At 42.5% G+C, this 25,466-nt stretch carries 20 protein-coding genes; 6 read left to right on the top strand and 14 right to left on the bottom strand.

Annotated elements, in window-relative coordinates; translation table 11 throughout:
• Positions 1-21: 21 nt before the first annotated feature.
• Complete coding sequence (locus tag ACSBOP_RS06275) at positions 22-1,131, bottom strand: response regulator (protein WP_442603580.1); 1,110 nt, start codon at positions 1,129-1,131, stop codon at positions 22-24.
• 189 nt (positions 1,132-1,320) lie between these two features.
• Here ACSBOP_RS06275 and ACSBOP_RS06270 point away from each other — a divergent pair, with 189 nt between their 5' ends.
• Both ACSBOP_RS06270 and kynU read left to right on the top strand, forming a co-directional pair.
• A complete protein-coding gene (locus tag ACSBOP_RS06270) occupies positions 1,321-1,926 on the top strand; it encodes a pentapeptide repeat-containing protein (protein WP_442603579.1) in 606 nt (201 codons plus the stop codon).
• Positions 1,927-2,051: 125 nt separating this feature from the next.
• Positions 2,052-3,338, top strand: coding sequence for a kynureninase (kynU, locus tag ACSBOP_RS06265; protein WP_442603578.1), 1,287 nt, complete (start codon positions 2,052-2,054; stop codon positions 3,336-3,338).
• 145 nt (positions 3,339-3,483) lie between these two features.
• Here kynU and ACSBOP_RS06260 read toward each other — a convergent pair whose 3' ends face one another.
• The 9 genes from ACSBOP_RS06260 to ACSBOP_RS06220 form a co-directional block, all read right to left on the bottom strand.
• Positions 3,484-4,272 (bottom strand): response regulator transcription factor, encoded by a 789-nt coding sequence (locus tag ACSBOP_RS06260; protein ID WP_442603577.1) that lies wholly within the window; start codon positions 4,270-4,272, stop codon positions 3,484-3,486.
• A complete protein-coding gene (locus tag ACSBOP_RS06255) occupies positions 4,265-5,965 on the bottom strand; it encodes a sensor histidine kinase (RefSeq protein WP_442603576.1) in 1,701 nt (566 codons plus the stop codon). The genes ACSBOP_RS06260 and ACSBOP_RS06255 overlap by 8 nt, the downstream gene beginning before the upstream one ends.
• A gap of 155 nt (positions 5,966-6,120) precedes the next feature.
• On the bottom strand, positions 6,121-7,776 hold the full coding sequence (locus tag ACSBOP_RS06250) for an ABC transporter permease (protein ID WP_442603575.1): 1,656 nt from the start codon (positions 7,774-7,776) through the stop codon (positions 6,121-6,123).
• Positions 7,773-8,873 (bottom strand): ABC transporter ATP-binding protein, encoded by a 1,101-nt coding sequence (locus ACSBOP_RS06245; protein ID WP_442603574.1) that lies wholly within the window; start codon positions 8,871-8,873, stop codon positions 7,773-7,775. Before ACSBOP_RS06245 ends, ACSBOP_RS06250 begins: the two co-directional genes overlap by 4 nt.
• Before the next feature lie 22 nt (positions 8,874-8,895).
• Positions 8,896-9,918 carry an extracellular solute-binding protein gene (locus ACSBOP_RS06240; RefSeq protein ID WP_442603573.1) on the bottom strand — a complete coding sequence of 341 codons (1,023 nt, stop codon included), beginning with the start codon at positions 9,916-9,918 and terminating at the stop codon, positions 8,896-8,898.
• 271 nt (positions 9,919-10,189) lie between these two features.
• On the bottom strand, positions 10,190-11,533 hold the full coding sequence (locus tag ACSBOP_RS06235; RefSeq protein ID WP_442603572.1) for a sodium-dependent transporter: 1,344 nt from the start codon (positions 11,531-11,533) through the stop codon (positions 10,190-10,192).
• A gap of 138 nt (positions 11,534-11,671) precedes the next feature.
• Positions 11,672-12,964 (bottom strand): homocysteine synthase, encoded by a 1,293-nt coding sequence (locus ACSBOP_RS06230; RefSeq protein WP_442603571.1) that lies wholly within the window; start codon positions 12,962-12,964, stop codon positions 11,672-11,674.
• 65 nt (positions 12,965-13,029) lie between these two features.
• Entirely contained in the window at positions 13,030-14,520 is a 1,491-nt protein-coding gene (gene glpK, locus ACSBOP_RS06225) for a glycerol kinase GlpK (RefSeq protein WP_442603570.1), read from the bottom strand.
• A gap of 29 nt (positions 14,521-14,549) precedes the next feature.
• Positions 14,550-15,125, bottom strand: coding sequence for a glycerol-3-phosphate responsive antiterminator (locus ACSBOP_RS06220; RefSeq protein WP_442603569.1), 576 nt, complete (start codon positions 15,123-15,125; stop codon positions 14,550-14,552).
• Between the two features lie 221 nt (positions 15,126-15,346).
• On the opposite strand from ACSBOP_RS06220, the gene ACSBOP_RS06215 reads away from it, so the two are divergent.
• The 4 genes from ACSBOP_RS06215 (at position 15,347) to ACSBOP_RS06200 (ending at position 19,264) form a co-directional block, all read left to right on the top strand.
• A complete protein-coding gene (locus ACSBOP_RS06215) occupies positions 15,347-16,267 on the top strand; it encodes a carbohydrate ABC transporter permease (protein ID WP_442603568.1) in 921 nt (306 codons plus the stop codon).
• Positions 16,264-17,085 carry a carbohydrate ABC transporter permease gene (locus tag ACSBOP_RS06210; protein WP_442603567.1) on the top strand — a complete coding sequence of 274 codons (822 nt, stop codon included), beginning with the start codon at positions 16,264-16,266 and terminating at the stop codon, positions 17,083-17,085. Before ACSBOP_RS06215 ends, ACSBOP_RS06210 begins: the two co-directional genes overlap by 4 nt.
• A gap of 30 nt (positions 17,086-17,115) precedes the next feature.
• On the top strand, positions 17,116-18,456 hold the full coding sequence (locus ACSBOP_RS06205; RefSeq protein ID WP_442603566.1) for an ABC transporter substrate-binding protein: 1,341 nt from the start codon (positions 17,116-17,118) through the stop codon (positions 18,454-18,456).
• A 124-nt stretch (positions 18,457-18,580) separates the two neighbouring features.
• Entirely contained in the window at positions 18,581-19,264 is a 684-nt protein-coding gene (locus ACSBOP_RS06200) for an MgtC/SapB family protein (RefSeq protein WP_442603565.1), read from the top strand.
• Between the two features lie 109 nt (positions 19,265-19,373).
• Here ACSBOP_RS06200 and ACSBOP_RS06195 read toward each other — a convergent pair whose 3' ends face one another.
• The 4 genes from ACSBOP_RS06195 to ppdK form a co-directional block, all read right to left on the bottom strand.
• Complete coding sequence (locus tag ACSBOP_RS06195) at positions 19,374-21,029, bottom strand: FAD-dependent oxidoreductase (RefSeq protein WP_442603564.1); 1,656 nt, start codon at positions 21,027-21,029, stop codon at positions 19,374-19,376.
• A 142-nt stretch (positions 21,030-21,171) separates the two neighbouring features.
• Positions 21,172-21,972, bottom strand: a complete 801-nt coding sequence (locus ACSBOP_RS06190) for a pyruvate, water dikinase regulatory protein (protein ID WP_442603563.1) — start codon at positions 21,970-21,972, stop codon at positions 21,172-21,174.
• Between the two features lie 9 nt (positions 21,973-21,981).
• The gene (locus ACSBOP_RS06185) at positions 21,982-22,581 is read right to left on the bottom strand and encodes a helix-turn-helix transcriptional regulator (protein WP_442603562.1); all 600 of its coding nucleotides are present in this window, start codon (positions 22,579-22,581) and stop codon (positions 21,982-21,984) included.
• An 82-nt stretch (positions 22,582-22,663) separates the two neighbouring features.
• On the bottom strand, positions 22,664-25,366 hold the full coding sequence (ppdK, locus tag ACSBOP_RS06180; RefSeq protein ID WP_442603561.1) for a pyruvate, phosphate dikinase: 2,703 nt from the start codon (positions 25,364-25,366) through the stop codon (positions 22,664-22,666).
• Between the last annotated feature and the right edge of the window lie 100 nt (positions 25,367-25,466).

The following is a 25,466-nucleotide window of genomic DNA, read 5'->3' as shown; positions in this document are numbered from 1 at the left end:
TACGGTATCAAAATCCAGATTTCAATCTTTAGCTGCCTTCAAGATCGTTGTAATCATCTCTAATAAATAAATTTGATAATCTTTAAAAGAAATGGATCGATCTGTGATTCCATCAAATAATTGTTCGACAATTCCCGTTATTTCTTCACTTGTTCCGACTTTAATCCCGAGTATGAGTGCATGTGCTTTACTCTCATCGAATCGTAGCTGATCATTGAAACGCTTCTCCACATCATCAATACAGATAACTCGATTACTACCAAGGATCGGCCGATAATCAAGCGCTTGTATAGCATCTTCATACGAATAATTCAATTTTGCTGCTTCATCTACAACCGTACCCACACCGATGGTCACGGTTAATTTCAAATATTTCTGAATGCTTTGGACGATTTCACTCAGCACAGTAAGTGTAGATTGCATGACTTGTTCCCGATCCGATGTGTCATAGATGCTTAATAAAACCACGTCATCATGATGCATAAAAGCGACACCAAGCTCTGATTTACTTACAATTTCATCTGTTATGTTGAATACGGCGAAGCCTTGCAGCTCTTTATTCGTTACAGCGTAATGATCCATACGAATCACAGATGCGACGAATCCTTTTCCATGTAATTGCATTTGATACTGAAGCGATTTATCTTGAATAAGCTGTGGAGTGAGTCTTCCGTTAATAAGTGAGGTTAGGAAATTTTCCCTTAGAATAGGTAGGCTCTGGCGGTATTGTTCTTTTAACATTTGCATATCTTTTTTCTGCGCGAATTCTTCATCCATTTGTAGCTTGACCTTTATGAGTACCTCAACTAACTCTTGGGCCGAGAAAGGCTTGAGGACATATTGGTCTATATGTAAATGGATGGCTTTTTGCGCATATTCAAACTCATCAAATCCTGTCAAAATAATAACTTTTGTATGTGGGAACTTCTCCCTTACGATCTCAGATAATTGTAAACCATCCATAAAAGGCATCTTAATATCCGTTACGACCACATCCGGGATCCATCGATCCATCAGTTCCAATGCGTCGATCCCATTATCTGCCTTCTCTACTTCATTAAACCCGTACACCGACCATTCTATTTCACCACTTACATCTTCTTCGTCATCTACAAGCATTAATTTATACATCCGTTCCCTTACCTTTCCCATTTCAAAGATCGTTCAATTAGAAAGCGCTTTCTATTTTTAATGATAAACGGAATATTATCATATTTATATGCGTTTAGCATTAAGAAAAAAGACTTGTTAAGTTGTCCCTTTCACATGCGATAGTGTAGGATAAATATACGAACCAAAAAGTAATAGGGAGATGACTCCATGCATCAATATAACGATCAAGAATATCATCAAGTTGATTTTAGCCATGCAGATTTTAGAGAAGGTGAGCTCAACAAATGTACATTCACCAAATGTCGATTTACTGGTGCCCATCTAGAAGAAGTGTGGACAAATAACTGTCATTTTATCGAATGTGATTTTACCAATACGGCCTTTAATGCTTCCATCCATAAGGGATCCTCTTTTACAAACTGCCGCTTTCGAGGAGCGAATCTATTTGTCGCCAAGTTTGAATCTTGTAAAATGGTCGGCTCTGACTTCGCAGAAGCTCATTTAGATGGATTGACGATCCTAGAAGGAGATTGGTCTTATACCAACTTGCGACATACGCATTTAGCCAAACAAAATTTACGCGGGGTTCGCTTCGTTGAAGCCGATCTACATGAGTGTAATCTTGAAAAAGCAGATCTTCGTGATGCTGACTTGTCCCGCGCACAAATGTCCAAATGCCGTTTATTGGGGGCAGATTTAAGAGGGGCTATTCTAGATGGTGTTGACTTTAAGTCTCTAGATGTCAAAGGGGTTCGCATGGATATGCATCAAGCCGTTGCCATGGCACGCTCGTATGGAGCAAAGATCGATTAGTTCTTTGAAGGCGTTTGGTAAAGAAACCATTTGACAGCGCTTTCTTTGTGTGATTGACGTTGCATCATATTTATATTATATTGATACCAAATTGACATAATTTACAAAATAAGAGGTGAATTGACTTGGAAATCACAGCATTTGAAAACTCGCTCGACTTCGCTAAAAACCTGGATGCACAGGATAAATTAGGTGCTCTTCGTGATGAGTTCTATATCCCGGATGGTATGATTTATCTGGATGGAAATTCACTCGGATTACTTTCGAAACGTGCGGAGCAAACGCTGCTTAACATGCTCCAATCATGGAAAAATTATCATATCGACGGTTGGACGACAGGCGAGGAACCTTGGTTCTATTTACCTGAAAAACTCGGCAGAATGATGGCTCCGCTTGTAGGCGCTGAACCCGAAGAAGTAATCATAACAGGTTCTACAACAATTAACCTACACCAACTTGCAGCTACTTTTTATGAACCAAAGGGCAATCGTACCAAAATTATCGCAACGGAGCTTGATTTCCCAACCGATATTTACGCTCTTCAAAGTCAAATTCGACTGCGTGGATATGATCCTGAGACCCATCTGATTTCTATTCAAAGTAGAGATGGTCGCCTCATTGAAGAAGAAGACATTATTGCAGCAATGACGGATGAAGTTGCTTTGATCTTACTACCAACGGTTCTGTATCGAAGTGGTCAATTGCTTGATATTCAGCGCCTAACTGAAGAAGCTCATGCTCGTGGGATTATAATCGGTTTTGATGGCTGTCACTCTGTAGGCGCAATCCCTCACTACTTCAGTAAGTGGGGTGTTGATTTTGCTGTATGGTGTAACTACAAATACTTAAATGCAGGTCCAGGCGGGGTTGCTTCCCTTTATGTGAACAAGAAACATTTTGGTCGTATTCCCGGTTTAACAGGCTGGTACAGCTCAAGAAAAGATAAACAGTTCGATATGGAGCATCAATTAACGGTTGAACATTCGGCAGGTGCTTTCCAAACAGGTACACCGCATATTTTAAGTATGGCTCCATTAATGGGATCCTTAGAAATTTTTGCGAAAACTTCAATCGAAGAAATTCGCATTAAATCGCTACATATCACCCAATATTTCATGCAATTGGTTAATGAAGATTTGTTAGAATTGGGCTTCACATTACTTAACCCAACGGAAGATTCCCGTAGAGGCGGCCACATCAGCTTGCATCATGAAGAAGCTGTTCGTATTTGTAAAGCACTGAAAGCGAACAACATCATCCCTGACTACCGGGCTCCAAATGTTATACGTTTAGCACCGGTTGCCCTTTACGTAACATATGAAGATGTATGGAAGACTGTACAGGTGCTTAAAGCGATCATCCATAATAAACAATACGAAGCATTCGATTCACAGCGTGGTGTCGTAGCTTAAAGCTTATAATCTTCAAACTCCTGATTGAACACTTCTTGTTAAGGTTACACGTCATTAACGGTCTGATATATACACGAAGCGCCTTGCAGTTTCAGGGACACTCCTTGCCGCAAGGCGTCTTTCGTTGTCTCCAACGCTTCACACACTACATGTCCTTCTCCCCGAAATATTCTAGGTATTTACTAGGCGTCCCATGAGCGTATTTTTTGAAGATGCTGATAAAGTATTTATAATCACTAAAACCAATATCCTGAGCAATGGTATATACTTTGCCATCTCCGGCTTTTAACAAATCAATGGACTTCTGAATACGGTAGCGATTCAGGAACTCATTGAAGGTGTAGCTGGTCTCCGCCTTGAATTTCTGATTCAAATAATAAGCGCTTAAATCCAGCTCTTCCACGAGATCACGAATGCTTATTTTTTTTGGATAATTCTCCTGCACATAGGCGATCATTTTGGATACGTACTTCGATGTCTTCGTCTCTTTCTCCAGAAACCGACTGTTAATGATCTCCTCTTTCTCTTGCGGATGATTGGAAATAATCTCGTATTTGCGGAGAAGGTCCACTTTAGCCTTCGCCGATTCCAATGCTGCGATGAGTTGATCGTCCTCTAACGGCTTCACGAGAAATTCAGTTACGCCTAACTGAATCGCCTGTTTCGCCAAATGAAATTCATTATAGCCCGAGATGATGATACTACTGAAGGTATGCTGCTCGAGCCCCTCACGAATCATGGATATACCGTCCATAATGGGCATATTAATGTCCGTAATCACGATATCTGGCTTGTATTCGCAGATTTTCTGCAGCCCATCTTGTCCGTTCAGCCCCTCCTCGATCACAATACAATCATATTTCAACCAATCGATACTAAATCGAATGCCCCGTCGGATCATATCTTCATCTTCAACAAGCAACACTTTAAACATCTGATCCACTCCTTTCGAAAGGAATTGTAACGGTCACACATGTACCTTTTCCTTGGATGCTATTCATGCGAATCCCAGACGCTTCGCCATACAGAAGAACTAGACGACGATGAACGTTGTACAGTCCGATATGCTGCGTCATGTTGTTCTGGCTTCGCAATAGCTGATTGACTTCCTGCAGGGTCTGCTCATCCATCCCTTGACCATTATCTTGAACTTCAAGAATTAGCTGTTCGTCCGACGTATAAACACGAATCTCAATCAGGACATTGCTCTGATTCTGATACCCATACTTGATAGCGTTTTCGATAAAGGGCTGCAGTAAAAGCTTAGGAATAAATATATCTTGCGTCTCCTCCGTGTCGGATATGCGATACTCAAGTCGCTCATTGAATCGAATTTGCTGGAGCTTCAAATAATCACGCACATAATTCATATCATCCTTCAACTTGACGCTGCGATCATGTCCGATACTATATCGCAACAAGCGAGATAATAGGATTACAATCTCTTGTGCTTGATTTACATCCATCTTGATCGCATACCGTAAGGTTTCGAGCACGTTAAAAATGAAATGCGGGTGGAATTGCGCCTGTAATTGTTTGACTTCGATCATCGTACTGAGTTCCGACAGCTCTTTATTTTTCTTGAGCAAGTCCTGCAGCCGGTCCAGCATCGCATTATACTCTTGACCCAGCGTTTCGAATTCATCCCCCGTCTGAATATCGACATAACCATCTAACTTCCCATCTCTTAGCGCATCCAGCGCAGTAACAAATTTGTCAATCGACTCTGAATTGCGGGTTGACATTTTATTCGATAAGAACTGCAGCATAATCCACAGCAGCACACAAGTCGCTACGATAAAGATAGCCACGGTATAGTACGTGTATTGCTCTGAGTTATAGGAATTCAGCGTAAATACTTGCATCGGCGTGCCTTGGATAGGTTTGGAATACATATAGTAGCTTCCGTTATTAATCTGGGCATGTCCCTGATTATTGAGCGTTGGTTGGAACTTGTTTAGAACCCCTTTGGTAATGTTACTGGTGGTCGCAATGATCGTCTTATACTCATCGGTAATCAACGCGATTTCATTATTTTGCGTAAAGATCAGCTTCTGAAAATCGGCTTCATACAGCTGATAGATAATGTAGCCAATCGTCTGACCATCTTTCACGATCGCTCGGCCAAACGAATAACTTGTATTCCGATCATGTGAGTACCGAAAGCTGTTCATTTCAGCTATCGTCTCATTTGGATACAACCCTACCCGGTGAATGAAGTTTCGGAAAGTAAAGTCGGAATCCAATAAATCCGTTGGTGCAGAGGTAGCGAGAAAAATCCCGTCTTTGTTCAGAATATGAAATATGCTCTTCACCTTCTGTTGGTTGTTGAAATCATAGAATTCAGAGTATACCTTCTCGCTTTCCAAACGTGTACTCACATAGTTCTCAACGGCAGGAGAATCCGCCATCCGCTGAATCTCATCATTGTATTGTTGATAGACTTCAGCGATGGAATGACTGATCGATTGTGCAGCTTGATTCGTTTTCTGTATCATGTTGATTCTACCGTTGACAATCGTAAATATAACGAACAATACCATTAATATCGCAAACGGAATCATCGTATATAAACGAAACAAGCGACGGGTCGATTCTTTAAAATTGCGATGTTTTCTGCGTTTCATGCTGTCCTCCGACTATGATATCCGTCTATTTACCTTACGCCCCTCTATTCAGTGTAAGGAAAAAGGTGGACATTCGTCCATGGTAATAAACTCTAAAAATCAAAACAAGTCGACCCTCTTACCGCAGGTGCCGACTTGCATGATATGAACGAGCTTTATAGCGATACTTCCTTCTGCCCAGACAGCTTGAGGAAGACCAGAAGTGAGATGACGGTAATCAATGTTAAAATGGTAGACAACGCTGCAGCGACGCCATAGTTGCCTCGAATAACTTCGGTATAAATCGCAACCGTAACCGTCTTCGTTTTCCCCGTATATAAGATGATGGAAGTACTTAACTCCGTAATGATGGTAACCCAGCTAAGAATAGCTCCCGAGACGACACCCGCCACCATCATCGGAAGTGTAATCTTGAAAAATGTTCGCATCTGAGAAGCTCCCAAACTGATCGCCGCTTCTTCAATGCCCCCGTTGATCTGATGCAATATCGCTGCACTGGATCGAATCGTATAAGGCAGACGTCGAATCACGAAGGAAATAATCATAATAAGTGCGGTTCCACTTAATGCGAGCGGCTTATCGTTAAAGGTAATGAGCAGTGCAATCCCTAAAATAGAACCAGGAACGATATAAGGGAACATGGTGAAGATATCAAGTGTGTTCGTTAATGCATTTTTACGGCGAACCGTCACATATGCGATCAGAATCGCGAGCAGAATAATCACGACGATGGATACAACCGCAAGGAGGAACGTATTCGCGATAACACCACCAATATTGCTGAATGCGTCAATGTAACTCTTCAGCGAGTAGCCATCGACGAAAATTCGACCGTTTGTTTTGAGAAAGGACGTATAAATAACATACAGCTGCGGCAAAAGAGCTATTAACGTATATAGATAGATCACAGCGTGAGCCACAATATTACCGATCCCCGACTTCTTCTTCGGTTCAATTGGATGCAAAGCGCTCATCGTGAAAGATTTACGATTGGATACATATTTCTGCAGCAAGAAGATCACGGTAGCAAAGAGCACGACAATGACACTAATCGCAGCAGCAAACCCATCATCGCCGCCGACCTCACTAATAAATTCATTGAAAATAAGGACGGGAACAGTTTTAAACCCTTCACCGATCAACATCGGTGTACCAAAATCAGCAAGTGCGCGCATGAATACGAGCAATCCGCCAGCGAGCAGCGTTGGTGTAATCAATGGAAGCAGAACCTTGCGCATTTTGCTGAAGCCTTTGTAACCCATACTTTCCGCCGCTTCCATGAGCGATTGATCCACATTCTTCAGCGCACCAGATACATACATGAAGATAAGCGGAACCATCTGTAACGTTAAGACGACGAGAATCCCTGTAAACCCATATATATCAGGCATAGTGAACCCAAACACATTTTTGATGAATTGAGTAATTACGCCATTTCGTCCTAATAGCAGGATCCAGGAGTAAGCGCCTATGAATGGTGCTGACATCGACGAGATCAGAATCAAAATGCGGATGGTAGAATTCCCTTTAATTTTAATCGTGGCCATCAAGTAGGCCAGCGGCGTTGCAATCAGCGCAGCAAGTGCAGTTACACAGACCGTTACTTTAATACTATTGAATAGTGCCGTTAAATAATAGGGCTTGCTGAAAAATTTCGTGAAATACGCAAGTGAAAAATCGCCTGTCGTGCCGTTGTAAAAACTCTTAATCAACATGGTGAATAACGGAAGTGCTAGAAAGAGAATATAGAAGACAAAGATCAGTAACGAAATGTTGGTCCAGATGTCAAACCGTTTGCGCGTATCATTCATAGCTGACCGCTCCCTGTGTAGTTCAATTCACCCGCAGCATCGTATACATTAATCTTGTCTGTTTTGACTTTCAGATAAATCACTTCACCGGGGGAAAGGATTTGACTCGTTTTCGATTCCTGCGTGATTTCGATCCGCTGACCCGATTCGAGATCTACGAAATAATGTGTATTTTGTCCCAAAAATACGCTTTGTACAATGGTAGCTCGGATCCCGCTCTGATCCTCCGACATAATGAACTCCTCCGGGCGTACCGAAATTTGTACTTTCAGCGAAGCTTGTGGTTTAGGAACGCGGATATTAGACATTGGCTCAGCATAATAAGAACCGATCTGTAAGGAATAACGGCCTTCCTCTTGCGTTAGGGTGCCTTCTATAATGTTCGTTCGACCGATAAAGGTAGCAACGAATACATTGGCAGGACGTTGATAAATCTCTTGTGGTGTACCCAGGTGCTGAATGATCCCCGATTTCATGACTGCAATCCGATCCGATACAGCCATCGCTTCTTCTTGGTCATGCGTGACGTATACGGTTGTGATCCCAACTTCCCTCTGAATATCCTTGATTGCATTCCGCATGTCGATCCGTAATTTCGCATCGAGGTTGGAAAGCGGCTCATCCATGAGCAGCACATCTGGACGAATGACGATCGCTCTAGCAAGTGCGACACGCTGTTGCTGTCCCCCAGATAGATTCTTCGGCATCCGATCCTTATATTGTTCGATTTGTACAACCTTCAGAATATCATCGACCTTAGCGGCAATTTGTTCCTTCGGAATTTTACGATTCTCCAGTCCAAACGAAATATTGCCTTTAACCGTTAAGTGAGGGAAAATCGCATAGCTCTGAAATACCATCCCGATATTCCGTTTGCCCGGTTCGACCTGATTGATGACCCGTTCATTGAAGCTGATCGTCCCGCCTTCAATGCTGTTAAAGCCAGCAATCATTCGTAATAGTGTAGTTTTCCCGCATCCGGAAGGACCGAGAAGGGTGAAGAACTCACCCTTCTTAATCTCCAGGGACAACGCAGGAATGACCGTCGCATCTGCATACTTTTTGACTAAGTCTTTGATGTTAATCGTTACTGTCATGGTTGTCACCTAATTCTTTCGTTTATTTTGTGCTTGTGAATACATCCGTGTAGTGCGTGATGATTTTGGATTTATTTTTACTAACATATTCCGTGTCTTCGTTGATCATCGTAATCTTGTCAAAAGGGGTCATATAGTCGCCAAGCTTCGCATCTTTACGTAGTGGACGGTTCGTTAATTGCGAACCAAATGCATCCTGCGCTTCTTGAGATAGAATAAAGTCAATAAATTTCTTGGCATTGTCCATGTGCGGAGCGCCTTTAATGATACCGGATGCTGCATCCAAGAATACGGCGCCTTCTTTCGGGTACACCACTTCTACAGGGGCACCATTTCTAACATACGTGTTTGCTGGACCTTCATAGGTTAAGCCAACTACGTACTCGCCGTCAGCCACGCTTTTGTGAACAGCTCCTGAACCGCTCGCGATTTTACCATTCAGATTCTTGATTAATTCGCTGACATAGCTCCAGCCTTTCACGTTCTCATAGTCGCCGCCCATCGCTTTCAGCATATTCGTGAGCTGTGCAAATGCAGAGCTTGAGCTCGCCGGATCGGCCGAAGCAATTTTCCCTTTAAGCTCCGGTTTCAACAAGTCAGCGTAGCTGTCAATCTTAATGTTGCCGATCAGATTCTTATTGACTAAGAGAACGCTTCCATCTGAAATATAAGGTGTAGCGAATCCCGACTTATTGCGATGTCCTTCAATTAGGAATTCATCATTAGGAGATACGTAATGCTCGTATAAGCCCTCGTTCTCAAGGTATCCTGCCATGGATCCGCCGAACATGACGTCTGCGTATGGATTTTGTTTCTCTGACTGTAAGCGCTTTACAATTTCGCCTGTTCCAGCCGTTACAAGCTCAACTGTAATCCCTGTTTGTTTCTCGAACATCGGAATAATCGTCTTAATAATTTCTTCACTGTTCGGACTATACACAACAAGCTTATTGGATGAAGCAGACTCCTTCTCACTACCACCACAACCTGTAAGCGCTGTCACAACTAACATACATACGATAATCAGCATTGAAAACTTCTTCATTGCTATTTCCCCCTTGAACTAAGTTGTTTAATTTCGTATTTACAATGTTATTGTAACAAGAACCGTACTCGCAGCTGAATCCTATAATCCGCAAACATCGTCTAAAATACGCAACTAATACGCTAGACAAAAGAAAGAACGCCCTTCCGTCGCTTCATCAGATCAAATCGCAGATACGATCACGACGATGTATACAGATGCGCTTTATTTGTAAGTAGCTGACATCAAAAAAGGAGCCCTGACGGTATGAACCGCCGTGGACTCCTTTTATTTATATAATCCCAATTACATTCAAGAACACAAGTACAATAACGAGTGGCACGAGATAACGAAGCAGCATGAGCCATACGACAAACATCTTTTTACCAATTGAAGTTGCCACATGCAATTCATGCATAAGCACCTCGCGCTTCATACGCAGTGGAACGAAGATCGAGATCAAGAGTGCGCCTAGTGGCAGCAAAATGTTACTGACTAAATAATCAGCTGCATCGAAGAATGTTTGACCAAAGATTTTAATGTCCCCTGCGATACCGAAAGAAAGTGCAGATGGGATCCCAATGATAAATATAATGATGCCTACAATCCATGCCCATTTCACCCGCTTTTCAGTTGCACCTTTCGTCAATGAAGCAACAATAATTTCAAGCATAGAGAATGCAGATGTTAGTGTAGCAAATAAGAACAAGGCCAAGAACATCATTAAAAATAGTCTGCCCATCGGAATATGTTCAAATACCGATGGTAACACGATGAACAACAGCCCCGGTCCTGCCTCAGGCTTCATCCCAAGGGAGAAGATCGCTGGGAAAATCGCTAGGCCAGCAAATAAGGAGATCATTAAGTTTAATCCAACAATTGAAAATGCTGAATTTGTTAAGCTTTCTTCTTTGCTCAGATAGGAACTGTAGGTCGCCATTACGGATACCCCCACACTGAGGGAGAAGAATGATTGACCAAGTGCAAATAATATTGCGTGAGCATCTAACTTCGAAAAGTCAGGCCATAAGAAGAAAGTTACACCCGCCATAGAGCCATCTAATGTCAACGATCTCACAATTAAGGCGATGAATAGGATAAATAACGCTGGCATCATGTATTTACTTGATTTTTCTATCCCATCCTTGACTCCACGAGCCACTACTACAATGGTTAGTATAATAAAAACTAATTGTGCCCCTACTGCCTCGTAGGGATTCGATATTATTTTATTGAACAATTCGCTATATCCCTCTGCTGGATGCAACAACTGCCCTGTCATACTTTTAAACAAATAAATCAGAATCCAGCCACCCACTACCGCATAAAAAGATAGCAAAATGCCGGCTGTGAGTATACCCACATAACCAAGCCAGTACCATCGAGTTTTTGGTGCAATCTCTTGGTAGGCGGATACCGCTTCCTTCCCTGTGCTACGACCGATAACAAATTCAGCTAAGAGAAGTGGAAGTCCAATTAAGATCGTAAAAGCGATAAATAGTAAGAAAAATGCACCGCCACCGCTTGTTCCAACCATATAAGGAAACTTCCAAATTGCGCCCAAACCGATCGCAGATCCGGCTGCAGCCAAAATAAATCCGAACCTACTGGTCCATTGTTCGTCCTGTTTTGTCATTCAAAAAATCGCTCCGTTTATTCTAAGTTGTCATTTATAAGTTACGATTATAACATAAATTTCCCGATTTGAAAGAAAAAAGCATTCTTAGCATACGCTAAGAACGCCTTTTTAATAGTTGTTTTATGTTAAAAAGATTCACGCCTGGCTTGCACGAATCGCTTGATCCAAATCATACAAGATATCGTCGATCGCTTCTGTTCCAATTGAAAGTCTGATCATACCCGGCATTACACCTGCTGCAATCTGCTCTTGCTCATCCAATTGCTGATGCGTTGTACTTGCAGGATGGATAATCAGTGACTTGGAATCTCCGACATTCGCCAGATGGGAAAAGAGTTGTACGGCGTTAATTACTTTACGACCCGCTTCAATTCCACCTTTAATGCCGAAAGTCATAATCGCTCCAGCACCTTTAGGTAAATATTTTTGCGCCAATTGGTAGGAGCTATGGCTTGGAAGTCCTGCATAACTAACCCAATCAACACCCTCATGCTGCTCCAAGAATTCCGCTACCTTCTGTGCATTCGAACAGTGACGCTCCATACGAAGGTGAAGAGTTTCCAATCCTTGCAGGAGTAAGAATGAATTAAATGGTGAGATGGTAGCACCCATATCCCGCATCAATTGAACACGCGCTTTAATGACATAAGCAATCGGCCCAACTGCATCGGCAAATACGACGCCGTGATAACTGGAATCCGGCTCTGTAAGACCTGGGAATTTATCGTTCTGCTTCCAATCAAATGTACCGCCATCTACGATAACACCGCCAATGGATGTACCATGTCCACCGATGAATTTCGTTGCGGAATGCACAACAATATCTGCGCCATGCTCAATTGGACGAAGTAAATAAGGACTAGGGAATGTATTATCAATGATTAATGGGATGCCATGCTCATGTGCAATTTGAGCTACTGCTTCGATGTCGAGTACATCACCCTTCGGATTACCAATTGCTTCTGCATACAACGCTTTTGTACGATCTGTAATCGCGCCGCGGAAATTTTCAGGATCACTTGCATCGACAAACTTTACATGAATACCAAGTTTTGAAAGGGTTGTGGAGAATAAGTTATAAGTTCCACCATACAATGTGGACGCAGACACAATTTCATCGCCGCTTCCTGCGATATTCATAATGGCATACGTGATGGCAGCTTGACCGGATGCTGTCGCAAGTGCTGCAGGAGCACCTTCAAGCGCAGCAACTCTTTTTTCAAACACATCGGTTGTCGGGTTCATTAAGCGAGTATAAATGTTACCAAATTCCTTTAGTGCAAATAAATCTGCCGCATGATCTGTATCGCGGAAACCATAAGAAGTCGTCTGATACAGCGGAACAGCCCTAGATAATGTAGTTGGATCGATCTCTTGTCCTGCATGAACCGCTAGTGTTTCAAAGGATAAAGTACGAGCTTTAGACATCTAAGTTCCTCCCCATTTACCGTAATGCTATTAATCTTCTCATAAATTATGGAAAAATTAAACCCTTATTTAAAAGCCATCGCTGCGCGAATCGCTTTTTGCCAACCTTGATACAATCCATCTCTTGTCTGATCATCCATATTCGGTTCAAAAGTGCAATCTAGTTTCTGCTGTTGCCTAATTTCGTCCTGATCCCGCCAATAGCCAACTGCGAGTCCTGCTAAATAGGCTGCTCCAAGCGCAGTTGTCTCACTGACAGCAGGACGTTCGACACATACGCCCAATATGTCACTTTGAAATTGCATTAGAAATCGGTTTGCCGTCGCCCCGCCATCTACGCGTAATGAATTTAACTGAATGCCGGAATCTGCCTCCATCGCTGTAAGCACATCTTTTGTCTGATAGGCCAGAGATTCAAGTGTAGCGCGAATGAAATGTTCCTTTGTAGTTCCCCTCGTTATTCCAAAAACAGACCCTCTCACTTCGCTATCCCAATAAGGCGTCCCAAGTCCAACGAAAGCTGGAACGACATACACACCATCGGTCGATTTCACTCTCCATGCATAATCCTCGCTGTCCTCCGAACTTTTGATCATACGAAGTCCATCACGCAGCCATTGTACCGCCGAGCCAGCCACAAATATACTTCCTTCTAGCGCATATTCCACCTTACCATTCATACCCCAGGCAATTGTTGTCAGCAGTCCACGTTGGGATACGACTGCCCTTTCTCCGGTATTCATCAACATAAAGCAGCCCGTTCCATATGTATTTTTCGCCATGCCTTTTGCATAACAAGCTTGGCCAAATAGTGCTGCCTGCTGATCGCCTGCCATACCTGCAATCGGAATTTGCTCTCCAAAAAATAGCTCTGGCGCAGTTGTACCTACCACTTCAGACGACTGACGAACTGCCGGTAGCATCGATTGAGGAATCGTTAGAAGGTTTAGCAGCTCTTCATCCCACTCTAAATCATGAATGTTGTACATCAATGTGCGTGAAGCATTCGAGTAATCCGTCACATGTACGGAATGACCTGTTAGCTTCCAGACGAGCCAAGTATCAACTGTACCGAACAATAAATCTCCACGCTCTGCTCTTTCTCTCGCACCTTCAACATGATCCAGAATCCATTTCACTTTCGTGCCTGAAAAATAAGCATCGAGTAGAAGCCCGGTTTTGGCTCTAAAGAGTTCCTCATGCCCCTGCTCCTTCAATTGCTCGCAAATTTCGCTCGTTTGTCTAGATTGCCAGACGATGGCTGGATATACAGGCTCACCGGTATATTTATCCCACACTATCGTCGTCTCGCGTTGATTCGTAATGCCAATCCCCGCAATTTGACGAGGTTGTATACCCGACTCCATTAAACAACTCGCGATAACAGCTACGATCGAACCCCAAATTTCTTGCGGATGATGCTCTACATAGCCCGGTTTCGGAAAATATTGCTGAAATTCCTTTTGTGAGGAATGAACGATTTCTCCTGCTTGATTAAAAAGTATTGCTCTAGAACTTGTCGTGCCTTGATCCAACGACAGGATATAAGTATCCATCATCAATCTCCCTTTCTGTATACTCAACTTTATTTATATGTATTGTAAGACTCATACTCTCGCCAAAGATCTTTATTCGAAGTCGTCACTGTGATTGCGCCTAACTGAAGTGCATGCTCAACATCATGAGCAGAACGAATAAATCCGCCTGCAAGAATCGGAATATCGGTATGAAACGTCTTATCTTCCTTAATGATATGAAGCATCGCACCTGGCATAACCTCAATATAATCTGGCTTCGTCTTTTCCAGCAGGGAATAACTTTTCGTTAATGCACTGTTATCGAGCAGAAAAATACGCTGGATAGCAAGCACCCCTTTTTCTTTCGCTTTCAAAATAACACTCGCCTTCGTTGAGAGCAGTCCATCAGGTTTAAATTCCTGACATAAATATTCCGTCGCATATTGATCACTTTGCAACCCATTAATCAGATCGACATGCAGCATCAACTTCTTCCGATTCTCTCTTGCTAATTGAAATACACTACGAATTTGCGAGATATGAATATCTAGCATAATCATATACTCATAGGAACTAGCTAACAACTTCTCAAAATCTTTCATTTGTCTCACCGCTGGTAATATCCGCTGATTCATAAAATGCATGCTTTTCCCCTCTTCCGTGTAGTAAATATGTTTTTACTGTAAATCGCCTCCTATTACAAAAACAAGTATTGATTTAAAAAAATTATTTCAATATACTAAATTATAAGTTAATAACTTGGTTATCGAAATGGAGAAGACCTCATGCTACCTCATATATTTTCATATGCAGGTAATGAATGGTCTTCTTTTATTTTTTCCACTAAAAAGGGGGACAAGATTCAATGAGTCAACTTGCAAATGACTCCCGTGTACAGGTAAGGAAGAAGTCCAAAGAACGTTCCAAGTTTTTTTGGGGAATGGTTTATCTCGCTCCTGCTCTTATTCTCATGTCAGTATTTATTTTTTATCCTGTTTTGAAAACGATTTATTACAGCTTTTACTACACGAACAATCGTGGTATCCCGGTCACATTCGCAGGATTGGATAACTTTATTAATCTTTTCACATCAGAAAGCTTTCTCATTTCGATGCGTGGAACTTTCCTCTATGTGCTTTATACGGTGCCGCTTGGTGTCGTGATCGCCTTATTTCTTGCCGTTATATCCAGCGAAAAGATACGGGCAATCGGGATATTCCGAGTCATCTTTTCATCTACAATGGGAGTATCGGTTGCGGCAGGTTCAATGATGTTTCTATTTTTATTCCACCCTACCATTGGCTTTCTGAATCATATCATAGGCTTGGTAGGCATCTCACCTATTCATTGGTTAACCGATCCGAAGTGGGCCTTAATATCTATCGCTGCAACATCCATCTGGATGGGTATCGGATTCAACTACATCATCCTGCTAAGCGGCTTGCAAAATATTCCTGAAGACATGTACGAAGCTGCTAAAATTGATGGCGCTGGCTATTTTACAAGATTGTTCAAAATTACGATTCCGCTCGTCTCGCCAACGTTGTTCTTCGTCATTATCGTGACGGTGATTCATTCCTTCCAGTCTTTCGGTCAAATTGATATCTTGACTCAGGGCGGACCCGCAGAATCGACGAATCTGATCGTGTATTCGATCTATCAGAATGCATTTATACATACGAAATACGGCCTTGCTAGTGCACAAGCCATTATTCTATTCGTCATCATCCTAATCATTACAATCATTCAATTTAAAGTAGGCGAAAAGAAGGTGCATTATCAATGAAAACATCCCTAGCTCAAAGAACACTGCACTATCTCATTCTTTGCCTAGTTTCAGTCATCATGTTCTTCCCTGTCGTCTATGTGGTCCTTGCTAGCTTCATGACATCAGATGAAATCATGACAGGAACGTTCTTCCCGTCTACGTTCTCATTCGATAACTTTAGTAAAGCGCTTTCAAGTGTACCCTTAACAAAATTTATGTTGAACAGCTTAATTGTCTCTTTATCTGTCATGGTCGGACAAATTGCTGTATGTTCACTCGCTGCCTTTGGTATCGTGTTTATACCCTTTAAAGGTAGATCTGTCGTCTTCGCGCTCATTATCTCAACGATGATGATTCCTTGGGAAGCAACGATGATCCCGAATTACCTCACCATCCTTAATCTCAACTGGATCAATACGTACCAAGGATTATCGATTCCATTCTTCGCAGTCGCTTTCGGTATCTTTCTACTCCGACAGCATTTTCTTACCTTACCTAAGGAATTGCATGAAGCTGCAGAACTTGAAGGATGTGGACATTTCCGATATTTCATATCCATCGTGCTGCCACTTTCCAAGTCAATGCTCAGCGCTTTAGGGGTATATGGTTTCTTAACGACTTGGAACCAATATTTATGGCCACTTCTTTCGACTACGAATGAAAGTGTACGTACTGTCCAGATTGGAATTAAGATGATGCAAGCACAAGAGACGAACACCAACTGGCCAGTTGTCATGGCAGGCGTATGTATTGTGCTTATTCCGACGCTGCTTTTCTTGTTCCTGAGTTTCAAACAACTCAAACGTGGGATTACTTCAGGGGCTTTAAAGGGATAAATAATATATGGATGAAAAGAGGAATATCTCATGAAAAAAAGAAGTTTAGCAATCGCAATCTTGAGTACCGCATTGCTCGTATCTTCAGGCTGCAGCAATTCTGCGTCAAGCGCCAAAGCAAGGCAATCTGAAGATGGAAGAATCAAAGTCTCCTTCTGGCACGGTATGAGCGGCATCGGCGGTGAGCTGATTAAGAAAATTTCAGATGATTATAACAAGAGCCAGAAGAAGTATTATGTGGATGCGATTTTCCAAGGTACTTACGAAGAATCGCTGACAAAGCTAAAAACAGTCGGAAGCACGCCAGAAGCACCAACTCTCATTCAAGTACAAGAAATTGGAACCAAGTATATGATTGAAAGTGGATTTGCTCAACCTGTACAAGACTTCATCGATAAAGAGAAATTTGACGTGTCACAGTGGGAACCTAACATTCTGAATTATTATACAATTAATGGCAAGTTGAACTCCCTACCTTTCAACTCATCTAATCCTATTCTTGTGTATAACAAGGATAAATTCAAAGCAGCAGGATTAGACCCTGCAAATCCACCAAAGACCTATAACGAAATCAAAGCTGCCGCAAAGAAATTAACGAACGATGCAAAGAACGAAAAAGGCTTTGCGATCCTCATCTATGGTTGGTTTATTGAACAGCTTCTTGCCAATCAACAAGCTGACTTCGTAGACAATGGTAACGGTCGTGATGCTGTAGCAACCAAATCACTACTTAGTTCCGAAGCAAATCTTGGCATCTTTAACTGGCTTGGCGATATGAATAAAGAAGGTACACTTGGTAACTACGGACGTAAATGGGACGATCTTCGTGCAGCATTTGCTTCTGGCAAAGTCGCCATGTATATGGATTCCACAGCAGGTATTTCCACTGTTCTTAAGGATTCCAAGTTTGAAGTCGGTACAGGCTTCTTACCCACACCTGATGGCAAACAACCTAATGGTGTAATCATCGGTGGTGCATCCCTCTGGACGATGAAGAGTGTTGCCGAAGATGAGAAGCAAGGTGCTTGGGATTTCATGAAATATGTAACGAAGCCTAGTGTCCAAGCAGAGTGGGCTGCAGGTACAGGTTACTTCCCTATCACAAAAGCAGCTCAGAACGAACCTGTACTAAAAGACGTTTACGCTAAGAAACCACAGTTCCTAACTGCCGTGAAACAACTTCAGAGCACGAAATCAGGCAAATCTACTGCTGGGGCTTTAATTTCCGTATTCCCTGAAGTAAGGCTTGAGACAGCAACAGCAATTGAACAGTTATACACAGGTAAAGATGCGAAGAGTGTTGTTGATGATCTGACTAAGAAAGTAGATAAACTCATTCAAGACGATAACAAAGTAAATCAGAAGAAGTAAAATAAGATTAGACCGATATGTGCTGAAGCGCTGATGCTTCAGCACATTTTCTAAAAAGAGGATGTTAGGCATTACCCGGATCAATTTGAGTAACAACTACTAACGACGGCAAGGGGGGTCCTATATGCATTATGAATTTCTAATTAAGCTCTCCACTTCTTTACTTTTAGGACTATTAATTGGAATCGATCGACAACTCAAACATAAACCACTTGGGATGAAGACAAGTATGGTCATATCCGTAGCAAGCTGCCTCATTACCATCGTGTCAATTGAAGCCGTGAACATTTACTCTGTTCCTGGACATACGAACATGGACCCCATGCGTCTTGCAGCACAAGTTGTAAGTGGGGTTGGTTTTATCGGGGCAGGTGCTATTCTAAGACGCAGCAATGATGTCATCTCAGGACTTACAACCGCAGCGATGGTATGGGCGGCTTCTGGTCTCGGGATTGCTGCGGGTGCCGGCTTCTATATCGAAGCGTTCACAGCTGTTATCCTGATCATTCTCGCCATTAACCTGTTTCCACTTGGCATTAAGCTATGGGGTCCGCAGAAACTCAGTGAAAGAGATTTATCCGTTAAAATTGTTGTCAGACAAAACTCCGAGATGGCGCGTATGATTGACAGTATAGAGCGCGAGAATATGCGAGTAAAACATATTAAAGTAAAAGATTTAATTGATAACAACCAGCAAATTCAATTGGTTCTCTCCGCTTCCCGGAAGGTGCGAACAACTTCCATTTACTATTCGATTAAACAACTTGAGAATGTAGTGGCTGTCGAGGTTGAGACGATTTCGGCTTAAATGAATCATAGACCGATTAAAAAATAACATCCCGCTCCTCTATAGCTGAGGAATGGGATGTTTTTCAATCTGATAGGGATCACTATCGTTACAAGTTACTATGTTGAATCTACTCCACAGCCTCACGCGCCAAGCGGAAGGCTTCTTCAACTTCTAACAAATATTTCTTTGAGGTCGTCTCATCCCACCCGAACTTTTCAGCCATATAAGCAACAGTTGGTTTGAACCATTTCCAAGCCTCTTCATGATTAAAGTTAATGGCTGCTGAACGGCGGCTTAAAAAGTCAATTGGGTGTGTGACCATCTCTTCTTCTATTCCATATACCAAAGCAGCCAGAACGTCACGTTCGACGCCAAGTTCAATTGCCTTTTCTTGCAGCTGCTCCATTTTCAAAAATACATGTTCAACATTACTTCCATATCTTTGAACCAGTTCCGCAGCTCTGAATTGCGTTAAGCCTAGCTTCTTGCCGTGCTCTGTCCATTTGCTCTTGTAGTCACTAAAGCTGCTTGTGAAACTCCCGCCTGACAGCTTGATTTGATCCGTACTACAAGCCGGATAAGATTGCCCTTTTTCTACAGAAAGTTGTCTAGTCACCAAATCAATGATGCGCTCTGCCATTTTGCGATAACCCGTTAACTTCCCTCCTGCAATCGTAATCAATCCTGATGATGACTCGAAAATCTCATCCTTGCGCGAAAGCTCTGAAGGGGACTTCCCATCTTCATGAATTAATGGACGCAAGCCTACCCAACTCGAATCAACATCTTGAGTCGATAATTGAAGACTAGGAAACATCGTGTTCGTACAGTTTAATATGTAGTCTCTATCCTTATTTGTCATACGTGGATGAACGATATCACCTACAAAATTCGTATCAGTCGTTCCTACATATGTCTTACCATCACGCGGAATCGCGAACATCATCCGCTTGTCAGGGGTGTCAAAGTAAATGGCTTGTTTAAGCGGGAAGCGACTTTGATCAAAGACGAGATGTACACCTTTGGTCAAATGCAGTCTTTTCCCGGTCTTTGAATGATCCAAATCACGAAGGGTGTCTACCCATGGGCCCGCTGCATTGGCGATCTTATGGGCATGGATGTTTAATTTTTCGCCTTTATGAAGATCTTGAGCTTGAATGCCTGTTACTTTGCCATCTGTATAGATGAAATTTTCCACTTTTACATAGTTAATCGCGCAGGCTCCTCGCTTAACAGCCTCTTTCATGATCTCAATCGTAAGCCGAGCATCATCCGTACGATACTCCACATAATAGCCACCTCCGAGTAATCCTTCTGGCCTCAGCAGCGGCTCTTTCTCTAATGTCTGCTTTTTGGATAGCATGCGTCTACGTTCTTCTTTCTTCACACCTGCTAACCAATCATACATATATATACCAATGGACGAGCTCCACTTTCCATAGGTACCCCCTTTTACAATTGGCATAAGCATCCACTCGGGAGTCACAACATGCTGTGCATTCTGATGTACGATCGCTCGCTCCCGCCCCACTTCTCGGACAAGTCCAATCTCCCCTTGCTTCAAGTAACGTAATCCACCATGAACAAGCTTAGTAGAACGACTGCTCGTTCCTGCAGCAAAGTCCTGCATTTCGATTAGTGCAACCTTCAGCCCCCGTACCACGCCATCCAACGCAATACCAGCTCCAGTCACTCCACCACCTATCACGATTAAGTCATATGTATCCTGTTGCAACTGCTCTAAAATTTGTTTGCGATTTAAGCTTGAGAACGAATAACTCATGTTGTACTCCTCCCGAGAATAACAAAAGAACCGCAACCAGCCATTGAAAAACAATTCAATGGACAGCTGCGGTCTCTCTTGATCTCCGACCTTATAATATGAACTTAACCTTTATCATACACCTTAGTTTACCAATTTTCAACTATAGATAACCCATAATAATACCGGCCGTTTCTTCAATCGCTTTATTCGTTACATCAACAATTGGACAATGAAGTTGCTTCATTAAGGAATGGGCATGATCCATTTCCTCCAGTATCCGATCATAAGAAGAATATTGTGAACCAAACGGAAGACCAAGCGTCTTTAGGCGTTCCGTTCGGATCTTAAGTAAATATTCCGGTTCCATCGTAAGACCTACGATTTTCCCTCTGTCAACCTGGTACAGCTCGGCTGGAATTTTCACTTCAGGCACGAGTGGAAAATTAGCCACTTTATACCCCTTGTGCGCTAAGAAAATACTTAGTGGGGTCTTGGATGTACGCGAAATCCCGATTAATACAAGATCAGCTTTTAGCATGGAGGCAGTATCACGGCCATCATCACATTTTACTGTGAACTCAATAGCTTCAACCCGTTTAAAATAATCTTCATCTAATTGATGCAGTAAACCAGGCTTACTGCTAGGCGCACCGTTAAATGTGTCGATGTACGCCTGCATCATCGGACCCATAATATCTACGGCTCGAATTCCTAAACGGATCGCCTCTTGCTTAAGCATTTCTCTGAGCTCAGGCTGTACAAGTGTGTAAGCAACAAAACCACCTTCACTTGCAACTTGTTCCATAATCGCTGTGACTTCCTCTTCATTCTTAATATGACCGATACGCTTAATACGCGTATTTTGACCATTAAACTGACGGATTGTCGCTTTGACTACTGCTTCGCCAGTCTCACCGACTGAATCAGAGCATATTGTTATTATTTGTTGGTCCTTCGGCATGAGATCCCCCTACCCCAATACGAAATCAAGTAATATTTTGGTCATGCTCGTTTTTGTGATTCTTCCGATTACTTCGAGCTTTTCTTTGCCACCTGGCGTTGTATGCTTGATCACAACGGGCAGGCTATCAACCTCGTAGTGAATAATTTTGCGAGCAGCTTCGACCAAGTCATCCTCAGGTGATACGGTTATCAAGTTGGCACGTGTCATCGCAAGACCAATCGGCATTGTTGCCGCACCTGAATTTCCTAAAGTCACTTTGAGCAAGTCTTTTCGTGATACGACTCCAAGCAGCATGCCTTCGCTATCGGTAACGAGCAGACTACCCACATTTTCAAGAAACAGCGTAACGACTGCATCATTAACGGTCGTGGTCTCTTTAACAATAACAGGAAGTGACTGTACATCCTTTACTTTTAGCTGCGAGAGATGGCTTCGACCTTCTCGTTTCACATCCTCAGTTGTGGCAGGGAAATAACCGACTTTGGGCTTCGCGTCAATATATCCAAGCATAACGAGGAGTGACAGATCGGATCGGATTGTAGGTCTGCTGACACCAAGTTGTTCAGCGATTTGTTCCCCTGTAATTGGAACTTGCTCGCGAACCAACTTGACAATGCTAATCTGGCGCGAGGTTAGTTGGATAACAATCCCTCCTACTTTAACTTCTTGTATCCTACTATATTAAAAATTAGGCCAAGTTACAATTTGAATCTCTACGATCAGCTGCTAATTTGGCTTGTGCCGCTGCAATACGTGCAAGAGGAACACGGTATGGCGAGCAACTTACGTAATCCAGACCGATTTCCTGACAATACATAATGGATTCGGGGTCACCACCATGTTCGCCACAGATTCCAGCTTGAAGCGATGGTTTTAGATTTTTTCCTTTTGTCGTCGCAAGCTCAACTAATTGGCCGACTCCGTCACGGTCTAGCACTTGGAATGGATTATTCGGTAATATTTTTTGATCTACATAATACGTAAGGAACTTACCTTCTGCATCATCACGACTATAGCCAAATGTCATTTGCGTCAAATCGTTCGTCCCGTAAGAGAAGAAATCGGCATAAGGGACGAGCTTTTCTGCAGTCAGTGCAGCGCGAGGTACTTCAATCATTGTGCCAATTTCATATTCGCATTTTACGCCTGCAGCATCGAATATTTCTTGAGCCATTCTCGTAATCCGTCCGTGGAAATATTTTAATTCTGTATAATGTCCAACTAGCGGGATCATGAGGTGCGGTATAACCTCAATCCCTTTATGGATACAGATTACAGCAGCTTGGAATAAAGCCTGAATTTGCATGTCATAAATTTCTGGATATAAAATGCCTAGGCGGCAACCACGTTGTCCTAACATTGGATTTACTTCATGCAGTGAACGTACTTTCTTGATGAGTTGACGCAGCTTATGTGCATCAGATGATTGTTCTCTTCCATTTTGAATCAAATGTGCCATCTGTTCGTTCAATTCTTCTAGATTCGGTAAAAATTCATGAAGCGGTGGATCTAGTAAGCGAACTGTCACAGGATATCCATCCATAGCCTTGAATAAACCTTCAAAATCTCCCTGCTGCATGGGTAACAAACGATCTAGTGCTTCTTTACGATCTTTTAAATTTTCTGCAAGAATCATTGCCTGTACGACCGGTAGTCGGTCGTTTCCGAAAAACATATGTTCAGTCCGACATAAACCGATACCTTCAGCACCAAATTCACGGGCTTTACGCGCGTCTTCAGGATGATCCGCATTCGCGTATATTTTCAAATGACGAATTTCATCTGCCCAAGTGAGCAAGAGCAGCAATTCATCCGATAAATTCACATCTGTAAGCTCAACTTTGCCTTCAATAACGCGTCCTGTTGAGCCATCAATTGAGATCCAATCTCCTTCTTGATACGTACGTCCACCAATCATTAGCTGCTTCTGTTCGTCATCTACCTCAATCGCCTCACAACCACACACACATGGTTTGCCCATCCCACGAGCAACAACCGCAGCATGACTTGTCATTCCACCGTGACTTGTTAAAATACCCTGTGCAGCAATGACACCGTGAATATCTTCAGGGGTGGTCTCATTACGTACAAGAAGAACTTTCATTTGCTTCTTGCTCCACTGTTCTGCAACATCCGCATCAAACACGATTTGTCCACTAGCCGCACCTGGTGATGCAGGCAATCCAACTGCTAATACATCTAATGCGATCGATGGATCAATTGAAGGGTGCAGCAATTGATTCAAATGCGCTGTATCCAAACGTTCAATCGCTTCTTCCTTCGTAATAATCTGCTCATGTACAAAATCAACAGCTGTCTTAATCGCAGCTTGCGCTGTACGTTTCGCATTTCGAGTTTGCAGCATATACAAGCGATTCTTTTCAATTGTAAACTCAATGTCTTGTACATCACGGTAATGAGCTTCTAATTGTGCAGCAGTGTCACTTAACAACTGATAAATTTCCGGCATTTCTTGTTCCATTTCTGCAATTGCCTTCGGTGTTCGTACACCTGCAACCACATCTTCCCCTTGCGCATTCGTTAAATATTCACCGAACAGCTTTCGCTCTCCTGTAGAAGGATTGCGTGTGAATAAGACGCCTGTACCACAATCATCACCTAAATTACCGAACACCATGGACTGAATGTTAACAGCCGTTCCCTGTTCATCTGGAATTGCATGCAGCCTTCTGTAGATCACAGCACGATTGTTATTCCAACTGCGGAATACGGATTCAACGGCAAGTTCCAATTGTTCTTGTACATCTTGGGGAAATACTTTTCCTGCGATTGATTTGACTGTATTTTTATAAGCATCAATAAGGCCTGAAAGGTCTTCGGCAGTTAATTCCTGATCTGTGTCTACCTTACGTTCCTGCTTCAATGTACGTAATATTTTTTCAAAATAAACCGACTCAACACCGAACACAACGTTACTGAACATTTGAATAAACCGGCGATAACAGTCTAATGCAAAACGTTCATTCCCACTAAGACGGGCAAGTCCTTTCACTGTCTCATCATTTAGACCCAAGTTCAAGATGGTGTCCATCATTCCAGGCATCGAGTTCACAGAACCAGAGCGAACGGAGATGAGCAGTGGAGCCGTCGGATCACCGAATCGTTGCCCTTTTTTCTGTTCCAACGCAGTCATCGATTGTTGCAATTCCTCTAACAAGCCTTCTGGCAAATTGCTCCCTTGATAATACGCCCGGCAAGCCTCAGTTGTAATTGTAAAACCAGGTGGTACAGCTAATCCAGCACGAGTCATCTCAGCTAAATTTGCTCCTTTACCGCCTAGTAACTGCTTTAGGTCTCTATTTCCTTCTTCAAAAGGCATAATCCAGCGGAAATTTACTCGGGATGTTTCAGTTTGTATCATTGGGCGCATTACGATGACAACTCCTTCAATATTTTTTATAATGAGTCACATTTATGTTGATTGATTATATTTTATATCATATTATTAATTATGACACAATATTTATTTA

This window comes from Paenibacillus sp. KN14-4R (assembly GCF_052180255.1).
GTDB lineage: Bacteria > Bacillota > Bacilli > Paenibacillales > NBRC-103111 > Paenibacillus_AM.
This window is presented reverse-complemented; position numbering and strand designations above follow the sequence as displayed.